This window comes from Alloalcanivorax gelatiniphagus (assembly GCF_005938655.1).
GTDB lineage: Bacteria > Pseudomonadota > Gammaproteobacteria > Pseudomonadales > Alcanivoracaceae > Alloalcanivorax > Alloalcanivorax gelatiniphagus.
In genome coordinates, this window is record NZ_VCQT01000045.1 from 53,755 (window position 1) to 71,866 (window position 18,112).

The 18,112-nt window shown below is 66.1% G+C and carries 13 protein-coding genes; 2 read left to right on the forward strand and 11 right to left on the reverse strand.

Annotated features, from left to right (window positions below; all coding sequences use genetic code 11):
- Positions 1-129 precede the first annotated feature (129 nt).
- Positions 130-1,839, forward strand: a complete 1,710-nt coding sequence (locus FGS76_RS15965; protein WP_138773646.1) for an amidase — start codon at positions 130-132, stop codon at positions 1,837-1,839.
- A gap of 36 nt (positions 1,840-1,875) precedes the next feature.
- Here FGS76_RS15965 and gloA read toward each other — a convergent pair whose 3' ends face one another.
- The 5 genes from gloA to FGS76_RS15990 all read right to left on the reverse strand — a co-directional run bounded on the left by gloA (position 1,876) and on the right by FGS76_RS15990 (position 6,359).
- On the reverse strand, positions 1,876-2,424 hold the full coding sequence (gloA, locus tag FGS76_RS15970) for a lactoylglutathione lyase (RefSeq protein WP_138773647.1): 549 nt from the start codon (positions 2,422-2,424) through the stop codon (positions 1,876-1,878).
- Positions 2,425-2,568: 144 nt separating this feature from the next.
- Positions 2,569-4,212 (reverse strand): RNA-binding domain-containing protein, encoded by a 1,644-nt coding sequence (locus tag FGS76_RS15975; protein WP_138773648.1) that lies wholly within the window; start codon positions 4,210-4,212, stop codon positions 2,569-2,571.
- A gap of 125 nt (positions 4,213-4,337) precedes the next feature.
- Positions 4,338-5,297: an SPFH domain-containing protein gene (locus FGS76_RS15980; protein WP_138773649.1), complete on the reverse strand. Its 960-nt coding sequence runs from the start codon at positions 5,295-5,297 to the stop codon at positions 4,338-4,340.
- Between the two features lie 18 nt (positions 5,298-5,315).
- Positions 5,316-5,798, reverse strand: coding sequence for an NfeD family protein (locus FGS76_RS15985; protein WP_138773650.1), 483 nt, complete (start codon positions 5,796-5,798; stop codon positions 5,316-5,318).
- Positions 5,799-5,873: 75 nt separating this feature from the next.
- Positions 5,874-6,359, reverse strand: coding sequence for an FKBP-type peptidyl-prolyl cis-trans isomerase (locus FGS76_RS15990; RefSeq protein WP_138773651.1), 486 nt, complete (start codon positions 6,357-6,359; stop codon positions 5,874-5,876).
- 121 nt (positions 6,360-6,480) lie between these two features.
- Here FGS76_RS15990 and FGS76_RS15995 point away from each other — a divergent pair, with 121 nt between their 5' ends.
- The gene (locus tag FGS76_RS15995) at positions 6,481-7,386 is read left to right on the forward strand and encodes a cation diffusion facilitator family transporter (RefSeq protein ID WP_138773652.1); all 906 of its coding nucleotides are present in this window, start codon (positions 6,481-6,483) and stop codon (positions 7,384-7,386) included.
- A gap of 9 nt (positions 7,387-7,395) precedes the next feature.
- Here FGS76_RS15995 and FGS76_RS16000 read toward each other — a convergent pair whose 3' ends face one another.
- The 6 genes from FGS76_RS16000 to FGS76_RS16025 form a co-directional block, all read right to left on the reverse strand.
- The gene (locus FGS76_RS16000) at positions 7,396-7,941 is read right to left on the reverse strand and encodes a cytochrome b (RefSeq protein WP_138773653.1); all 546 of its coding nucleotides are present in this window, start codon (positions 7,939-7,941) and stop codon (positions 7,396-7,398) included.
- Between the two features lie 70 nt (positions 7,942-8,011).
- Positions 8,012-9,004: a lysophospholipid acyltransferase family protein gene (locus FGS76_RS16005; protein WP_138773654.1), complete on the reverse strand. Its 993-nt coding sequence runs from the start codon at positions 9,002-9,004 to the stop codon at positions 8,012-8,014.
- Positions 9,004-10,017, reverse strand: a complete 1,014-nt coding sequence (locus tag FGS76_RS16010) for an MBL fold metallo-hydrolase (protein ID WP_138773655.1) — start codon at positions 10,015-10,017, stop codon at positions 9,004-9,006. The genes FGS76_RS16005 and FGS76_RS16010 overlap by 1 nt, the downstream gene beginning before the upstream one ends.
- Complete coding sequence (locus FGS76_RS16015) at positions 10,014-10,514, reverse strand: chemotaxis protein CheW (protein ID WP_240692574.1); 501 nt, start codon at positions 10,512-10,514, stop codon at positions 10,014-10,016. Before FGS76_RS16015 ends, FGS76_RS16010 begins: the two co-directional genes overlap by 4 nt.
- 75 nt (positions 10,515-10,589) lie before the next feature.
- A complete protein-coding gene (locus FGS76_RS16020) occupies positions 10,590-11,609 on the reverse strand; it encodes a chemotaxis protein CheB (protein WP_138773656.1) in 1,020 nt (339 codons plus the stop codon).
- On the reverse strand, positions 11,609-18,097 hold the full coding sequence (locus FGS76_RS16025) for an Hpt domain-containing protein (protein WP_138773657.1): 6,489 nt from the start codon (positions 18,095-18,097) through the stop codon (positions 11,609-11,611). Before FGS76_RS16025 ends, FGS76_RS16020 begins: the two co-directional genes overlap by 1 nt.
- Positions 18,098-18,112: the final 15 nt, after the last annotated feature.

An 18,112-nucleotide genomic window follows, 5' to 3' on the forward strand; every position in this document is an offset into this window, starting at 1 on the left:
GGTAGGTTATTTTTTTGGCGCTTTTGTTTAACCCCTTGTCCCGCCAGGGCTTTGCCGCCGTGGCACGCTTTTTGATCCCTTCTCCAGCGCGCGCATCTGGTCGCGTATTTCCATGCTGGAGAAATTCCAATGTTGAATACCAAAGTTTGGCTTGTCCCGGCTTTGCTGGGGGGGATGCTGGCGGGCTGTGGGGGCTCCGACAGCGATCATCACGGCGGCGACCCGGCGGCCGAGGCCGAGTCCTTTCACTATGTGGAAGGCACCATTGCCCAGGCCCGCGCGGCGCTGGGGGCCGGTGAACTGACCTGTGAGGAACTGGTTCAGGGTTATCTGGACCGGATCCAGGCCTACGACCGCCAGGGCCCCAGTCTGCAGAGCGTGATCGCGGTGAACCCCTACGCCCTGGATCAGGCCCGGGATCTGGACGAACGCTACGCGATGGACGGCTTCCAGGGCCCGCTGCACTGCGTCACGGTGCTGCTCAAGGACAACTTCGATACCTTCGACATGCCCACCACCGCCGGTGGCCTGGCGCTGGAAACCAGCCAGCCGCCGGATGATGCCTTCAGCGTGGCCCGGCTGCGCGATGCCGGCGCCATCATTATCGGCAAGGCCAATCTGGACGAATACGCCTTCGGCTTCCGGGGCAGCAGCTCCGTGGGTGGCCAGGTGCGCAACGCCTACGATCCCAGCAAGGGCCCGGGTGGTTCTTCCTCGGGCACCGGTTCCTCCATCGCCGCCAGCTTCGCCATGGTCGGCACCGGCTCCGACACCGGCGGCTCGATCCGCGTGCCGTCCAGCCTGCACGGCCTGGTGGGCATCCGCCCGAGTCTGCGGCTGATCAGCCAGGACGGCATCGTGCCCCTGGCCCACTGGCAGGATACCGGCGGCCCCATGTGCCGCACCGTGGAAGACTGCGCCCTGACCCTGGGCGCCATGGTCGGCTACGACCCGGGGACTTCTTCCGGCCAGCGTTTCCGCTTCGATCACGACGCGGACCTGATGGCCAGCCCGTTCGAATACCAGCTCGCCACCCTGGCGCCGTCCAGCTACACCAAGTACCTGGACAGTGCCGCCCTGAAGGGCGCGCGCATCGGTGTGGTTCGGGATCTGTTCGGTGACGGCCAGGGCGAGAACGCCGAGGTGCAGCGCGTGATCGAAGTAGCCCTGGATCGGATGCGCGCCGCCGGCGCCACCGTGGAGGACGTGACCATCCCGGATCTGAGCACCGTTCTCAGCGACTATCGCAGCGTGTCCCGCTATGAGTTCAAAACCAACCTGACCGAGTATCTGGCGTCCTGGCCGTCCACCACCGACGGGCACCCGCGCTCCTTTGACGAGGTCTATCAGAGCGGTGGCTATGAGGAACGCAATGCCGGCACCTTCGCGTTCTATGACAGCGCCGGCACGGATCTGGAAAACAACGCGGACTACCTGAAAAACATCAACGAGCGTCCGGACTATGTGCGCCAGCGTTTTCTGGCCGCCCTGGAAAACATCGACGCCAGTGGCCGGTCCGCCGGGGAACCCTACGACGTGCTGCTCTACCCCTCGGTGCTGAGCCTGGCCCCGGACGTGGGCGGCTCCCCCAGCGCCGGCAGCAACAACCGGCTCAGCCCGTTCTCAGGCTTCCCGGCGCTGTCCATGCCGGCGGGCATGGCGGACACCGACCCGGCACTGCCGGTGGGCATGGAAATGCTGGCCCGGGAGTTCGACGAGGGCACTCTGATCAAACTGGCCTACGCCTATCAAGAGCTGGCCAAGCCCCGTCAGGCGCCCACCTTTACGCCGGAGTTGGAAGAACAGCCGGTATCGGCGGTGACGTCGCTGATCCACTGATCCATCGCGGTTAGCCGTGTCGGGCGGCGCCGGTGCTCAGCCGGCGCTGCCCTGCTTTTCCATCATGTCGGCCTGCAGAATTTCGATCCAGTAGCCGTCCGGGTCCTTGATAAAGGCCAGGCCCTTCATGCGGCCGTCGTCCGGCTTCTTAACGAACTCCACCCGCAGTTTTTCGAACCGTTCCGCGGCGGCGTAAACATCCGGCACCGTGATGCCGATATGGCCGAAGCCCTGGGGTTCATCGTTGCCATTGTGATAGCGGAAATCCCCATCCTCCTCGGTGCCCCAGTTATGGGTCAGCTCCAGCATCGCCTCGCGGCTGAAGGTGTAGGTGAGACGCTTGGCGTCGTCCTCGGGCACCTCGGTGGCCTCGGTGTCGTTCAGATAGGTGAGGAAATAGAGGGTGAACTTTGCTTCCGGAAAGTCCAGCTTGCGGATCAGACGCATACCCAGCACCCGGGTATAGAAATCCAGGCTGGTGGCCGGGTCCTTGATGCGCAGCATGGTCTGGTTGAACAGGTAGGACTGGGTTTCGCGGTCCGGCTTGTCGCACAGGCCGGGGGCGGATTCGAAATGGCGGGGCATGGCTACTTCCTCTTCGGGGTCGCGGGGGGTCATGGTAAAGAACGCGGCGTTTGATGAGTCTGGCGGAAAGTGATTTTCACGGCGACCAGAGTCTGTATGTGAGTGCTTGCTTACATTGGGAAAATGTTTAGATTTTGCTGAAAACTACGGTTTAGACATTCGCCAAGTCTTGCCTTCAACTTCTATAAGTCCTTGATATTTAAGACTCTGCAACAGGTTTCGGATCTTGTTTGCCTTCTGCTGTTCGTCTAGGACATCCGGCAGTTTGTCTAGCAGGAGCCGATCAATATCCGCTCGTTTGGCTTGACCGAACTGCCCGATATATTCGCAGATCAGCTGACGGTAGTGTTTGTCGTCGAAGCCACGGTTGCGAATATAGTCGGCTTTATCGCCACTCTTCCTGGCAACTGTCGCGGAAATATGAAGATTGGGTCTTCTGCCTTCGATGAGGCCCTGTTGCTTAAGGTGCCTGATTTGCTCCGCACTCAGAGGCTTACGTTTCTGCACGCGGTCCAGAAGGATAATGTCGTTCAGTGAGAGGGCGGGCAGTTCCGCCAGCTTTCGAGCGTAATCCAGGTCCAGCACACGACCGGTGATGGTTACTTGCACTCTGCCTTCGTCAAGCTGGTACTCGGGAAGAGGAAAGAAGCGGTTCTTTTGGGTCACGAACATCTTTCGAATACCACTGCCGATGGTATCGATCATATTCAGGTTGACCATGGCTTCCGCGAGAAAGGGGTTCCGATACCGGCTTTCGGGCGCGTCGGAATGTATGACCTTCTCCACGGTTCCCGGTATAAAGCTGCCGGGGTTGCTGAAGCACAGGCGGTTGTCTTCAAATTCAATAACCGTGATCTTGCCACCAAGCTGATAGTCCTGGTGGGCAATGGCGTTATTGAGCGGCTCTCGAATCACGAAAGGGTCGTATTGATCCACCTCCTCGGGAAACAAACTTCCTTCGGCGATATATCGATACTTCAGATTACGAATCTTCCTGTAGGCCTGGTTGGCATTGACCAGCAAAGGACAGGAGAAGTGCTCATAATCCTTCTCTATACCGTCCCTGTCTTTCAGAATCCATGTGAGGATCGGTGTGGCGGGGTTGAGAAAATGGGAGGCTTCCTGTTTGCCCAGCAGCAAAATGGCCGTTCGCGTTACCTGCCCCTGGATGGTTATCTTGGCTTTGTTAAGAAACGTGCGGTCGTCCCATTCGTTAATTTGGTTGGCCAAGCGGGGATTTTTGGTAGTGAACTCCCGGCGCGCCAATGAAATTGCTTCCGGGTCCAGGTCATCCAATGTGGCCCCTTCACAGATCCCGGCGCTCCAGTCACACACTCTGTTCTGATTCCGAATGCGTTCAATTTCATCCAGGGAAAGCGGCCCCAATGAAGCACCATCGCGGCCAAAGTAATGACCTTCCCAACTGACCGGGATGCCCTGCGGTGCGGCGGGAATCTCCATGAGCAATACCCGCCCCGCGGGGTGTTCAACATCATGGATATCGGTAAAGGTGTGGCGGTTGGTGGTTTTGTCGGCAACCTCCTTTTTCAGCGATTGCAGTGCCCTGTGGTTGTCTCTGAAGTGAGTGCCCACCACCTTATGGTCATCCCGCACGCCAAAAACCAGCCAGGCGGAATCGTTGCCTTTCAGACTGGCTTCGTTGCTTAGAGCGGAGAAATATCTCCCGAGTTTCCCAAAATCAAACGCCCTCCGGGCTTCCTTGAATTCGACGATTTCGTTCTCGCCATCACCATCAAGTAGGGCCTGGAGTCGTTGCTCGGGAGACATCGAAAGATCTCCTTGTTGGTTTGGTTATCGTGTTCCGGACCAAAAGTCCTCACGGCGCATCAATGTCAAAACTCCGCTCAGGGCTGATTCCCAGCCCGCGCTCAGGGCTGCTTTCAAAACCCCGCTCAGGGCTGAGTCGCGTCGATCTTCTTGAGCACTTTCTGCAGGCCGGCCACGGTGCCGCCCACGTCGCTGAGGTTGGAGGGCAGCAACAGGGTGGTGGATTCCTTGGCCAGTTTTTCGAAGGCGGCCACGTATTGTTCGGCGATGCGCAGGCTCACTGCTTCGTCGCCGCCGTCCTGCTGGATGGCGCGGGCCACTTCGCTGAGGCCGGTGGCGGTGGCCTGGGCCAGCAGTTCGATCTGGCGGGCGCGGCCTTCGGCTTCGTTGATCTGCTTGAGCTTTTCCCCTTCGGAGATGTTGATCATCTCCTGCTTCTCACCTTCGGAGCGGTTAATCGCCGCCTGGCGGTCACCCTCGGAGCGGTTGATGGCGGCCTGGCGGTCGCCCTCGGATTCCGCCACCACGGCGCGCCGTTCCCGCTCGGCGCGGACCTGCTTCTCCATGGCGTCCTTGATGGAGGCCGGCAGGTTGATGTCGGCCACCTCGTAGCGGAGTACCTTGACGCCCCAGGGTTGGGCCGCCTCGTCCACCGCCTGGACCACTTCCATGTTGATCTCGCCGCGTTCCTCGAAGGTTTTGTCCAGGTCGATCTTGCCGATCACCGAACGCAGGGTGGTCTGGGCCAGTTGCTGGGCCGCCATCACGTAGTCGTCGACACCGTAGCTGGCCGCCTTGGCGTCGATCACCTGCAGGTACATGACACCGTCCACGGAGACCTCGATGTTGTCCTTGGTGATACAGCTCTGGCGCGGCACGTCACGGACGATTTCCTTGAGCGAGTGCCGGTAGGCGACCCGGTCGATGAACGGCACCAGCACGTGCAGGCCGGCTTCCAGGGAGGTGCGGTATTTGCCCAGCCGTTCGACCACGAAGATCTGCCGCTGCGGCACGATGCGCACGGTCATGAACAGCAGAATGATCACGCCCAGGGCAAGCAGCACCGGAATAATGAGTCCCATCATGAGTTGGTTCCTTGTTGGTTATTGCGGGGTGTCTTCGGTGACGCGGGCGGCGTCGGCGCGGGGGTCGGACCAGGGCGCCACGGTCAGCCACAGGCCGTCGTGGCGGATGATGCGGACCATCTGGCCGTCGCTCAGGGGCTGGCTGGATTGCGCCTGCCAGCGGGCACCCCGGTAGCGCACCGTGCCGATGCCCTTGTCGAAGGTGCCTTCCACGGTGGCGCGGGCGCCCACCAGGCCGGCGCTGTCGTCGCTGTTGACGCCTTGGGTTTCGCGGCCGAACAGGCGGTCACGCAGGTAGCGCCGGGCAAATACCAGCAGCAACAGGCTGAGGCCGGCGAACAGGGTGATTTCCCAGACCGGGTTTTCGAGCACGCCCAGGAATACCAGAGCGCCCACCAGCAGCGCCGCCAGGCCCAGGAAAATGGTCACCAATCCGGACAGGGCGAACTCGGCGATCACCAGGATCAGACCGAAGATGATCCAATAGCTGTATTCCGGCACGTGCTTCCTCCCTAATGCGGGACCGTACTTTACCACCTTAGCGGCGGCGGGTCCGTGCACGGTTCATGATGGGGCTCAGTGTTGATGGCCGCCGGGGCCGTGCACGTGGCCGTGGGCCTTTTCCTCGTCGCTGGCGTCGCGCACCGTCATCACCCGCATTTCGAAGCGCAGGGTCAGCCCGGCCAGGGGGTGGTTGGCGTCCACGTCCACGGTCTTCAGGCCCACCTTGAGCACGGTGACGCGGCGCGGGCCCTGTTCGGTGCGCACTTCCACCACCTTGCCCGGCTTCAGCTTGCCGGCGTGTTTCAGGTACTTGGCGGACAACCGCTGGCGCAGTGTTTCGTCGCGGCGGCCGTAGGCGTCTTCCGGCGCCAGGGTCACGGTGACCGCGTCACCCTCGTCCTTGCCGGCCAGGGCTTGCTCCAGGCCGCGCATGATATTGCCGTGGCCGTGCAAATAGGCGAGCGGCTGCTCCGCGGGGCTGTGTTCCAGCTCCAGATCGGTGTCGGCGTCGAACAGGGTGTAGTGCAGGGTCACCACCTTGTCTTTCTCGATGGGCATGGATTGGTCTCCTGGATGGCGGCTTGAGTGCGAAGCCGGGATTCTGCGGCGCCGGCGCCGTGCTGGCAAGACGCCGGCTTCCACGGCATGCTGCGCGAACAATAACGCTGGGGAGGGACCCATGTCCGGTTCAAAAAAAGTGGTGATCGCGGCGATGGCCGGCAATCTGCTGATCGCCGTCACCAAGTTCGTGGCGGCGGTGATCACCGGCAGTTCCGCCATGCTGTCCGAAGGCATCCACTCGCTGGTGGACACCGGCAACGGCGTGTTGCTGCTGCACGGCATGAAGCGGGCCAAGACGCCGGCCAATGAGCGCTTTCCGTTCGGCCATGGCAAGGAAGTGTATTTTTGGGCGTTCGCGGTGGCGGTGCTGATCTTCGCCCTGGGGGCCGGTATTTCCCTGTACGAAGGGGTGGTGCATCTGTTCCACCCGGAGCCGATCAGCAATCCGCTGATCAACTACATCGTGCTGGGGCTGGCCATGGTGTTCGAAGGCACCGCCTGGACCATCGCCCTGAAGGAGTTCCGCCGTACCAAGGGCGGGCGGGGTTACCTGGAGGCGATCAGCCGGGGCAAGGACCCGACCACCTTCGTGGTGCTGTTCGAGGATTCCGCGGCGATGCTGGGCCTGCTGGTGGCGCTGCTCGGCGTGCTGCTGAGCCAGGTCACCGGGCTGCTGTGGTTCGACGGCCTGGCGTCCATCATCATCGGCCTGATCCTGGCCGGCACCGCCTGCTGGCTGGCCTACGAGACCAAGGGTCTGCTGATCGGCGAGGCGGCCAACCCGAAAGTGGTGGCCGGCATCCGTCGGGCGGCCCTGTCCATGCCCAGCATCGAGGCGGTGAATGAAGTGCTGACCATGCACATGGGGCCGGACTATATCCTGGTGAACATCAGCGTGACCTTCTCGCCCTCGCTGGGCACCCAGCGGCTGGAGGGCGTGATCGCCGAGCTGGATCGTACCCTCAAGGCCCAGGACCCGCGCATCCAGCGGGTGTTCGTGGAGGCGGAAGCGACGGCGCCGTAAGGCGCCGGTTCAACCGGCGCGGCGGCCGGGCAGCATGCGCTTGAGCGTATTGTCCCGGTCGATCCAGTGATGCCACAGGGCGCCGGCCACATGCAGGGCGATCAACGCCAGCAGGGTGTTCCAGAGCCACTCCTTATGCAGGTCTTCCAGGCGCTCGGCCAGGGCCGGGTTGGCCGGCAGCAACACCGGGATCGACAGCGTGCCCGGCAGCGGCGTGGTCTTGCCGTCGAGCTGGCGCATCAGCAGGCCGGTCACCGGCATGGCCAGCACCAGCAGATACAGCAGGCCGTGCACCGCCGCCGCCAGCCGTTGTTGCAGGCGCCCGCCCAGGGGCACCGGCGGCCGGTGGCTGAGCCGCCAGATCAGGCGGAACACCATCACCGCCAGGGCCGAGATGCCCAGGCTGAAGTGGGCGATGATCCAGTAATCCCGCCAGGGGTTACCCCTGGGCACCAGCTCGTGCAGTTCCACGCTGGCCCATAGCGCCAGCAATAGGAACGCGATCAGCCAGTGCAGCGTCTTGGCCGTGGTGCTCCAGGTGTTCGGTGTGTTCATGTGGCCCGGCTCCCCTTGTCAGTGAATCCTGCAAGTATCGCCGGCCAGGCTTAAGTGAAGCTGAGCGGGATCAGGGTTGGGGTCCGTTTTCCGGGGGGGCCAGGCCCAGGGCCTGACGGCTTTCGCCGTGGGCGGCGCGGCGCAGCAGGCGCAGGGATTGCCGGTACCAGAGGCGGCGACCCCCCGGGCTCCATTTAAAGCGTTTGTAGGTCCATTGGTACTGGGGCAGGTTGCGGCGGATGCAGGTTTCCAGGGAGCGGTTCAGGGTGGTCAGCACGCAGGTTTCGTCCTCGGCGTTTTCCAGCTCCGGTGCCGGCTCGAAATGGATGCGCACGTCATTTACCCCGCCTTCGCCCCGGTAGCAGGAAACGATGAAGATACGTGGCCGGTAGCGGCGCACCAGCTTGTCCACCAGCGCCGGGGTCGGCACCTGGTGGCCAAAAAACGGCACGAACGGGTTGCTGCGGTTGCCGGGGTTGTGGTCGGCCAGCAAAGCCAGGGCGCCGTTGCCGCGCAGCGTGGCCAGCCCTTCCTTGACCCCCTGGCTGTTGGTGGGCACCAGCCGGCAGCCGGTGCGCTCGCGGGCCTTCTTGACCAGGGCGTCCACCAGGGTGGCCGGGTGCGGCTGGTACATCACCGTGGTGTTGCCCTGGCGCCCCAGGTACAGGTTGATGGTTTCCCAGCTGCCCTGATGCAGCGACAGCAGCAACACCGGCCGGGCCTCGGCGCAGGCCTCCAGATAGGCCTGCTCGCCCTGAATGTCGGTGATGCGGGCCAGAGTCTGCTCCACCGGCCGCTGCCAGACATGGGCGAACTCGCAGAACGAGCGGCCCAGTTCGCGCAGGCTCTGGCGACCGATATGGCGCGCTTCTTCCAGGCTCAGCCGTGGCTGGGTGGCGAGCAGATTGATCAGCACGGTGCGGTAGGCACTGGCATAGCGCAGCGGCACCCGGGTGATCAGGTCTCCCAGCAGGGCGCCCAGCGCGGACGCGATCGGCAGCGGCAGCCAGGCGACCAGACGCACCAACCAGCGCAACCGTTGCCCGCGGGTATGGGCACTCATCAGGGCGTTACCTCCTCGAACCCTCCGTCCAGGAGCGAGAGGGTATCGCCGTGACCGGGTACCTGAAAAGCCCGGGCGGGCACATGGTGCTCCCGGCGGGCGGCATCCAGGGCGCGCGGCGGCTCATCCAGGGGCTCATCGGTGAGCACGAAGGTGCCCCAATGCATGGCCAGGGAGTGGCTTGCTTCCAGGTCCTTGTGGATGCGCACCGCCTCGTCCGGGTTGATGTGCACCGGGGCCATGAACCAGCGCGGCTGGTAGGCGCCAATCGGCAGCAGGGCCACATCCACCGGGCCGAGCACCTGGCGGATTTCCTGGAACACCGGCGCGTAACCGGTATCGCCGGCGAACAGCAGACTGAAATCGTCCCAGTCCAGCCGCCAGCCACACCACAGGGTCCGATTGCGGTCGCGGGCGCCCCGCCCGCTGAAATGCTGGGTGGGCACGCAGAAGGCGTCGAAGTCCTGGTGGCGCCGGTGCTGCCACCAGCCCAGCTCCTCCACCCGGGCGATGCCGCGCCGGCGCAACCAGGCGCCCACGCCGCTGGGGGCGAACCAGCACAGCCGGTCGCCGAACCGTTGATTCAGGGCCCGCACCGAGTCGCGGTCCAGGTGGTCATAGTGGTTGTGCGACACCAGCACCGCGTGGATCTCGGGCAGTTCGTCGATGCTCAGCGCCGGCGCCACGGTGCGTTTCGGGCCGACGAAGGACAGCGGCGAGCAGCGCTCGGAGAACACCGGGTCGGTGAGCAGGTTCCAGCCCCGGTACTGCACCAGATAGGTGGCGTGGCCGATCCAGGTAAAGCGCGGCCGCTCGGCGGGGGTGGCCAGCAACGCCAGGTCCGGGCGGCGCAGCGGGAACGGCTGGCGGGGCGGAAAGCGGCCCCGGGTTTCCCGCTGCCAGCGCAGGAAGTCGCGCAGGCCATGGTGGGGCGTGGGGTAGCGGTTTTTATAGGGCCGGCCGGGTTGGGAACACTCAGCGGCCAGTTGCTCCAGGCGCGCCCAGTCGATCATGAGTTGAGGCCGGCCACCGCCCGTTCCACGGCGTCCAGGTCGGGGATCACCGCCAGATCGCCGCCCACCTGCACGTACAGCGCTTCCGCCGGGCCGGTGTCGCCGGGCTCCTCCACCGGGTCGCCCTTGTTGACCCGCAGCAGACGGGGAATGCCCTGCACCACCACCGCGTAGAAGCGGGACTGGCCGGTGACTGTGTTGATCACCGCGATGCGCGCCTCGGGCCCGATGGTCACCGGGCCGGAGTCGTTGAGTTTCTCGAAGGAAATCAGCGGCAGATCCTGCTCCCGCCAGTTGATCCAGCCGAGCAGCCATTCCGGGCCATGGCCGGGGCGGTCCGGCTGGCGCAGGGTGATCACCTCCGCCACCACGATGTTGGGAATCAGCCAGGGGCGGCCTTTCATCGGAATCAGCAGACTCGGGATGTCATCGGGGATCGGCGCTTCCGAGCGCTCCATGTCGGACCTTTGTGCTTCGGACATCTGTGCCTCGGGCATGGTTGTATCGGACCTTGTTGTCTCGGGGCTTATCGTATCGTATCGGGCCGGCGCGGCCCGCACCGCATGGCAGGCTCAGGATGCCGCCACGGCCACCTCCTGGCGAACCTGTTCCACCAGTTGCCGGGCCAGTTGCTCCGGCGTACCACTGTAGCCCACGCAGCCGGTTTCGCGTACCGCGTCCGGCTGGCTGCTCACCGCGCAGCTGTCGGCGGTCTGCGCCCACACCCGGGTACCGTCGGCGGCCAGCCGGGGCGCGGTGATGGCGCCGTCGTTGCCCATTCCGGAAAACAGGATGGCGCCGGCGCAGCGGCCGAAGCCCCGGGCCACATTATGCAGCACCTGATCAATGCTGGGCGCATAGGGGCCTTCCCAGGGCTGGCCGGTGAGCCGCACGCCGCCGTCCTGGTCGAACTCGATGCTCTGGGTCACCGGCGCCACCAACAGGCGGCCATGGCCCAGGCGGCTGCCGTCGCCGGCCACCTGGCAGTCCAGCCGGCTGTCCCGGCGCAGCACCTGGCACAGGGTGTCCAGGAAACCGTTGTCGATATGCTGGGCCAGCACGAAGGCCACCGGCAGATGCGGCGGCAGGCTGTCGAGAAACTGTTTCACCGCCGCCGGGCCGCCCAGGCTGGCGCCCAGCACCCAGACCCGCTCGGCCACGCCCTCGCCCTCGGCCAGGGCCTGAAACTCCCGGGGCGCGGGGATCGGTGTCGGCGCCGGCGCCGGCGCGGGAACCACCGTATCCAGACGTTCCACCGCCGGGATACCGATGTAATCCACCAGTTTGGTGACCAGCCGTCGCTCCCAGCGCGGGTAGTGGCTGGCGGTGCGCGCCGGGGCCTGGCCATCGCAGAACAGCAGCGGCGCCGCCGCCTGTTCCAGCAGCCGGTCGAGAAACGGCTGCCAGCGATCTTCCCGGGACAGGTCCACCACCCACAGGTCGAGAGCGTCCGCCGTCAGCCACCGGTCCTCCAGGCTGTCCGGGGCGGTATTGACCACCACCTGGTAGCCCTGGCCCTTGATGGCGGTGGCCAGCAGGTGCCCCTGCAGGGTGTCGTCGGCGATCACGCCGACCCGGCCCGGGGCGGTCATCAGGCGCGCACCTCTCCGGTTTCGCCGAGCAGTTCGCGCAGGGTGGCGAGCAGTTCGTTCTCCTGGAACGGTTTGCCCATGTAGCAATCCACGCCGATGTCGAAGGCCCGTTCCCGGTGTTTCTCGCCGGTGCGTGAGGTGATCATGATGATCGGCACCGCCTTCAGGCGCTCGTCGTGGCGCATGTGCGTGGCCACCTCGAAGCCGTCCATGCGCGGCATTTCAATGTCGAGCAGCAGGGCGTCCGGGGTTTTCTCTTCCAGGGTGGCGATGGCGTCTATGCCGTCCTTGGCGGTGATCACCTCGTAGCCACTGCGTTCCAGCAGGCGGCCGGTAACCTTGCGCACGGTCACCGAGTCGTCCACCACCATGATCAGCGGCAGGGCGCGGCGGTCCTCGTCCAGCACGGACGGCGGCGGCGCTTCCAGGGCCGCCGGCGCCTCGGCCAGGGCCTTCTGCTGGGCCTGGGCGGCGCGGATCAGGGAATGGATGTCGAGAATGATCACCACCGCCCCGTCGCCGAGAATGGTGGCGCCGCTGATGCCGGCCACGCTGGCCAGCTGCGGGCCCACGGACTTGACCACCACCTCCCGGGAGCCGATCAGGCTGTCCACCACCAGTGCCACGCTGTGGTCGGCGCTGCGGATCAGCAACAGCGGCAGCGGCTGGCTCTGGTTTTCCAGGTTCGGGGCGGCCACGTCGTGCACGAAACGGCCGAGATAATTCAGGTCGTAGTTCTGGCCGGCATAGTGGTAACCGCGCCGGGGCGGTTCGTCCCCATCGCCGGGCTGGCGGTCCAGGTGATCGCTCAGCTCGTAGGGGCTGACGCGCACGATGCCTTCGATCTGGTTGAGCGGAATGGCATAGGCGTCCTCGCCCACGCGCACCATCAGCGCCCGGTTCATGGCCAGGGTGAACGGCAGCCGCACCAGGAAGCGGGTGCCCCGGCCCGGATGCGAGTCGATGGTCACCGAGCCGCCCAGCTGCTTGATCTCGCTGGCCACCACGTCCATGCCCACGCCGCGCCCGGACACCTGGGTCACCTGGCTGGCGGTGGAGAAACCGGCATGGAAGATGAACTGCTGGATTTCATGGTCCGGCAGCGCCGCGTCCTCGGCCATCAGCCCCCGTTCCACCGCCTTGCGGCGCACCGCCTCGGTGTCGATGCCACGGCCGTCGTCGGCCAGGATCACCACCACCTCGCCGCCTTCGCGGGTCAGCTCCAGGGTGATATGGCCGCCCTCCTGTTTGCCCGCCTGCCGGCGCCCTTCCGGGGCTTCGATGCCATGATCCACGGCGTTGCGCAGCATGTGCTCCAGGGGCGCCACCACCCGCTCCATCAGGGTACGGTCCAGTTCGCTTTCCGGGTTCAGCACGTCGAAGGTGACGCGCTTGCCCAGCTCGCCGGAGATTTGCCGCACGATGCGCCGCAGCCGCGGTACCAGCCGGGAGAACGGCACCATGCGGGTGCGCATCAGCTTTTCCTGCAGATCGGTGTTGATGCGCTGCTGCTGCAGCAGCAGGGTCTCGGTGTCGCGGGTGCGGTCCAGCAGGGTGTTTTTCAGGTCCAGCAGGTCGGAGGCGGACTCGGACAACTGCTTGGTGATCTGGTGCAGCTCCGAGTACTGGTCCATTTCCAGCGGGTCGAAGCGGCCGTCGAACTCACCCCGGTCCACGCCCTGCTGATAGTTGGAGAGAATCTGCGCCTCGGTCTCCACGTCCAGGCGCCGCAGCTGCTCATACAGCCGGGTCACGGTGGCGCCCATTTCCGCCACGTTGAAGCCGAACTCGCTGATGCTCTGTTCCACCCGGCCCCGGTTGATGGAGGTTTCGCCGGCCAGGTTCACCAGGGCCTCCAGCACATCGGCGCCCACCCGCACCATTTCCTGGGGCTGGGCCTGGGGGCGTCGTTCCTCGCGCTGGGGACGTGCGTTGTCCGCGTCGGCGCCTTCCAGGGGCGCCGGTGGCCCGGCCGGCGCCGGCCGGGCGGCGATCTGCTCACGCAGCTCCGCCAGCCGCCGGTTGATGGTGTCGAAGTGCACCAGCATGGCTTCGAAATCCCGGTCTTCCGGGTCCCGGCGCTGGCTCTCCAGGCGGTTGATCAGCCCTTCCAGCAGGTGGCTTTGTTCGCCCAGATCCTGCAAGCCGGCCAGGCGGGCGCCGCCCTTGAGGGTATGCAGGGCGCGCTTCAGGTCGTCGCTGAAATCCCGGCTTTCCGGGTGGTCGCGCCAGGCCATCAGGCAGCCGTCGATGATTTCCGCCAGCTCCTCGGACTCTTCCAGAAACACATCCAGAATGTCCGGGTCCAGGTCCTCCGGCAGGGGTGGCAGGGCCGGCGCCTCGGCCTCCGGGGCGGGGGGATGGGCTTCCTCGTGGAGAGAGCCCTCCGGGTCGCCGGGATAGGCGGCCAAGTCGGCGATCAGGTCGTCGGCGGCCGGCGGCGCGCCGGCGGCCGCCACCGCCTCGACCATCTCCGCCAGCCGGTCGTGGCAGCGGTGCAGCAAGGCGGGCAGCGCCGGGGTAACGGGTAGCCGGTCCTGGGCCAGGGCCTCGTAAAGGGTTTCCAGTTGGTGGGCCAGGTCGCTGAGCGGGGCAAGGCCGGCCATGCGCGCGCCGCCCTTGAGGGTTTGCAGGTCCCGTTGCAGGGATTGCAGCTCCAGAGCGTTGTCCGGCTCGGCCAGCCACAGCGTCAGGCCGCGGCCGGCGGATTCGAGGATATCCCGGGCCTCTTCCAGAAACAGGGCGATCAGATCCGGGTCCGGCTGTTCCGGGTCGGAGAGCTCATTCGCTTCCCCGGCCGGGGGCATGTCCACCGCCTCGCGCAGGGTCACCACCAGGTCCGGGGCCGGCGCCGGGGTGCGCCCCTGGCGCAGGTCGTCGATCATATCGGCGAGCCGGTCGTGGCCCCGGTGCAGCAGGTCGAACAGCGCCGGCGGCGCCGGCCGGTCCGGGCCGCCGGCCAGTTCGTAGAGGTTTTCCAGCTCGTGGGCCAGGTCGCCCACTGGCGCCACCCCGGCCATGCGGGCGCCGCCCTTGAGCGTATGCAGGTCGCGCTGCAGGGCCGCCAGGCTGGCCGGGTTGCCCTGCTCCCAGGCGGCCAGGTGCTCGCCGGAAGACAGCAGCAGATCCTCGGCCTCCTCCAGGAACAGGTGCACCAGCTCCGGGTCGGGTTCGTCCCAGTCGCCGCCGCCCGGGCCGTCGGGGCCGGGGGTTTCCGCCAGGTCGCGCAGGGCGTCCACCAGCCCCAGCTCGGCGCGCACGGTCTGGCCGGCGGCCAGACAGTCCATCATGTTCATCAGTGCTTCGTGGCCCTCGCGGGCCAGTTCCAGCAAGCGCGGACTGAACACCAGACGGCCTTCGTTCACCGCCGAATAGACCAGCGCCAGGGCCTGGGCCAGGCCATGAATTTCGTCCAGGCCGGCGGTGCGGGCGCTGTTCGCCAGCAGCTCCAGCTCATCGCGCAGGCGCGCCAGCTCGCCGGTGTGGTCCGGGTTGGCGGCCCACTGTTCGAGCAGCTTGTCGGTGTCGATGATCAGGTCCATGCCCTCGGAAAGGAACACGGACAGAATGTGCGGATCGGTGCCTTCGTGGTGCTCGTTGAGCAGGGCCCGGGCCGCCACCAGCTCCTCGATCAGGGTGCCGGCGTCCGGCAGCGACACCGTCGGCCCCTGATGCAGCTGTTCCAGGCCGTCGCTTAACTGCTGGTGGGTGGCACGGATCAGGTCGACCAGTTCGCCGTCGGCGCGCCGGCCGCCATTGACCAGTTCCTTGACCAGCTTCTCCGCCGGCTCGGCCAGTTCCGCCATGGCGTTGATCTCGGCCATGCGGGCGCTGCCTTTGAGCGTGTGCAGGGCGCGGTGCACCTCATCGTCCATGGCGTGCTCATGGAGATCCGGGTCGAGCCGGTCCAGCCAGTCGCCCACCAGCGCCAGGTTGCGCCTTGCCTCGCTGCGGAAGATATCCAGCAGCACCGGGTCGGGGCCGTCGCCGGCGGCGCCGTCGGCGGGCTCGCCGGGGGGCAGTTCAAACTCCAGGCCGTCCAGGTCGGCGAGCGGGTCGCCGGACTCCAGCGGCTGGTCGTTGGCCGGGTCCCCGGCGTCCGGGCCCCCGGCGTCGGGTTCTGGCACCTCGGGCGCCGGCGGCCCGTCGAACTGCTCAAGCGCTTCGGGTTCCTCGGGCTGCCAGGGTTGTTCAGACAGATCGGGCTCCGCCGACGAGTCAGGCTCCGCCGCCAGGTCCGATTGCTCGGACAGTTCGGCGTCCAGGGGCGGCGTATCGTCGCCGTCGACCCGGGGTATCGAGTCCAGGCGGCCGCCCTCGGCCAGGGTAAAGGCGGCCTGCTCCAGGGGCGTCACGTCCCAGGGCGGCGGCTGGCGCCGGGCGAAGGCGTCCACCAGTGCCGGGATCAGGCCGTGCACGGTGCGCACCAGCTCGATCAGGGTGGCGTCCGGTTCGACGCTGCCGTCGATCACCCGGTTCATCATGTTCTCGATGGCCCAGGCCAGCTCGCCCACGGTGGTGGCGCCGACCATGCGGCCGGAGCCCTTGAGGGTGTGGAAGGCACGGCGGAATTCCACCAGCGCGGTCTGGTCGCCGGTGTTGGCGGCCCAGCGCGGGAAGTACTGGTTCAGGGCTTCCAGCACTTCGTCGGCTTCCTCGACGAAGATCTCGATGATCTCGTCGTCGATCAGATCGTCGTCGTCCTCTTCCGCCGGGGTATCCGGTGGCGTTTCGATGGCGTGGTGGTGGTCGGGCTCCGGTTCGGACGGGTCCGTTGCCTCGGTGCCCTCGTCGGCCGGAGCTTCTTCCTCCGGCAACGGGTAGCCCAGGTCACTGACGCTGGCGCGGGCCAGTTGCAGGATATCGTCGCGGGTTTCCGGGTCGTCGCTGAGACGCTCCAGGTAGTACTCCACCGAGGTAATGGCGTCGGCCAGGGTGTCCATGCTGCGCCAGTCCGGCGTGGTGTCGCCGCGCAGCAGCCGTTCCTCGATAAAGCGCACGCACTGGCGCAGCACGCCGGCGGGGCGTTGCAGCTGCACCACTTCCAGACCGCCGCGCACGGCGTTGAGTTTTTCCGGTACCGGGCCCAGGTGTTCCCGATCCCATTGCGAGGCGATGAACTCGACGATGCCGTCCTTGGCCTCTTCCAGGCCGGCCCGGCATTCGCGCAGCACCGCGTCCATGGCCTGGCCCACATGGCGGGGCACCTCGGCGCCGCTGGCGGAGGCCGGCCGGCGCTGGTCGCCGCCGATGCCGGCCAGGGTGGCTTCCACATAGAGCAGCGCGCCGGCCACATCCATCAGCGTGTCGCGCTCCGGCGGCCGGCGCCGCTGGACGATGGCTTCCATGACCCGCAGTTGTTCTTCCACCAGCACCCGGGGCTGGCCCAGGCCGAGCATGGCGATGGTGTCGGATACCTGCTTGAGCCCGGTGATCTGTGGCTCCAGCTCGGTGGGGTCGGAGTCGCCCTCGTGCACGAACCGCTCCAGGGCATCCTTGATCTTGGTGATTTCCTCGGAGAGCGCGCTGACCACGGAACTCATGGCCAGAGCGTCCGGGCCGGTCATGCGCTCCCGCTCGGCGTTGATCAGGTCGTCGGAGGGCAGTGCCTCGTCCAGCCGGAAACCGGCGCGCACCTCGCGGATGCGCGGGCTGTCGTGGTCGGTCTTGGCCACGTAGTAGAGCAGGTTCTTGAGCAGTTCCGGAGGCGCCGGTCGCTCCAGGCTGTCGGCGCCGTCGGCGGCCAGTTCTCGCAGGGTGCGGTCCACCTGGCCGAGCATCTGTTTGACCGAGCTGCCCAGTTCGATGACGTTCTCGCGCAGGCCTTCCACCAGCGCGTCGGCGATGCGCCACAGCGGTGCCCGGGCGGCGTCGCCGGTGACCTGTTCGAGCTTGGCGAACACCTTGCGCATGTAATCCAGATTGCGGTCGATGTCGTCGTTGCGCATCACCCCGACCAGGGCCAGCTGGAACATCTGGCGGATCTTGCGGGTCAGCTGCTCGAAGCGCGGATCGGCGCGCACCGCCTCCGGCACCCGGCCGCTGCCTTCGGCCTGGCCCAGGTCCGGTTTGAACAGGGCGGTTTCGGAAAGCAGCGATTCGCCACGGGCGGCGCGCAGGTCATTGAGCAGCGGCAGCAGCACCACCGGCAGGTCGCGGCGGTTGCTGGCCACCCGGTCCAGATAGGGCGGCAGCTGCAGAATCGCGCGCATCAGCGTTTCCTGGCCGTCGCCCACGTTGCCGACCCGCTGTTCCACCAGCGCCCGGGCCAGCTTTTCCATTTCCTCGGCGAGCAGTGCGGCGCCGTAGAACTCCACCATCTGCAAGGTGCCGTACACCTGATGCAGGTGCGTCTGGCAAAAACGCATGCGGGTGGCGTCGTCGGGATTTTCGACGAACGCCTCCAGGGCCTGTTGGGCCTGATTCAGCGTCTCCTGGATTTCCCCACGAACCCAATCCAGTGCCAGATAGTCGTGACGGTCGCTCATGACGTCTCCCGCGTT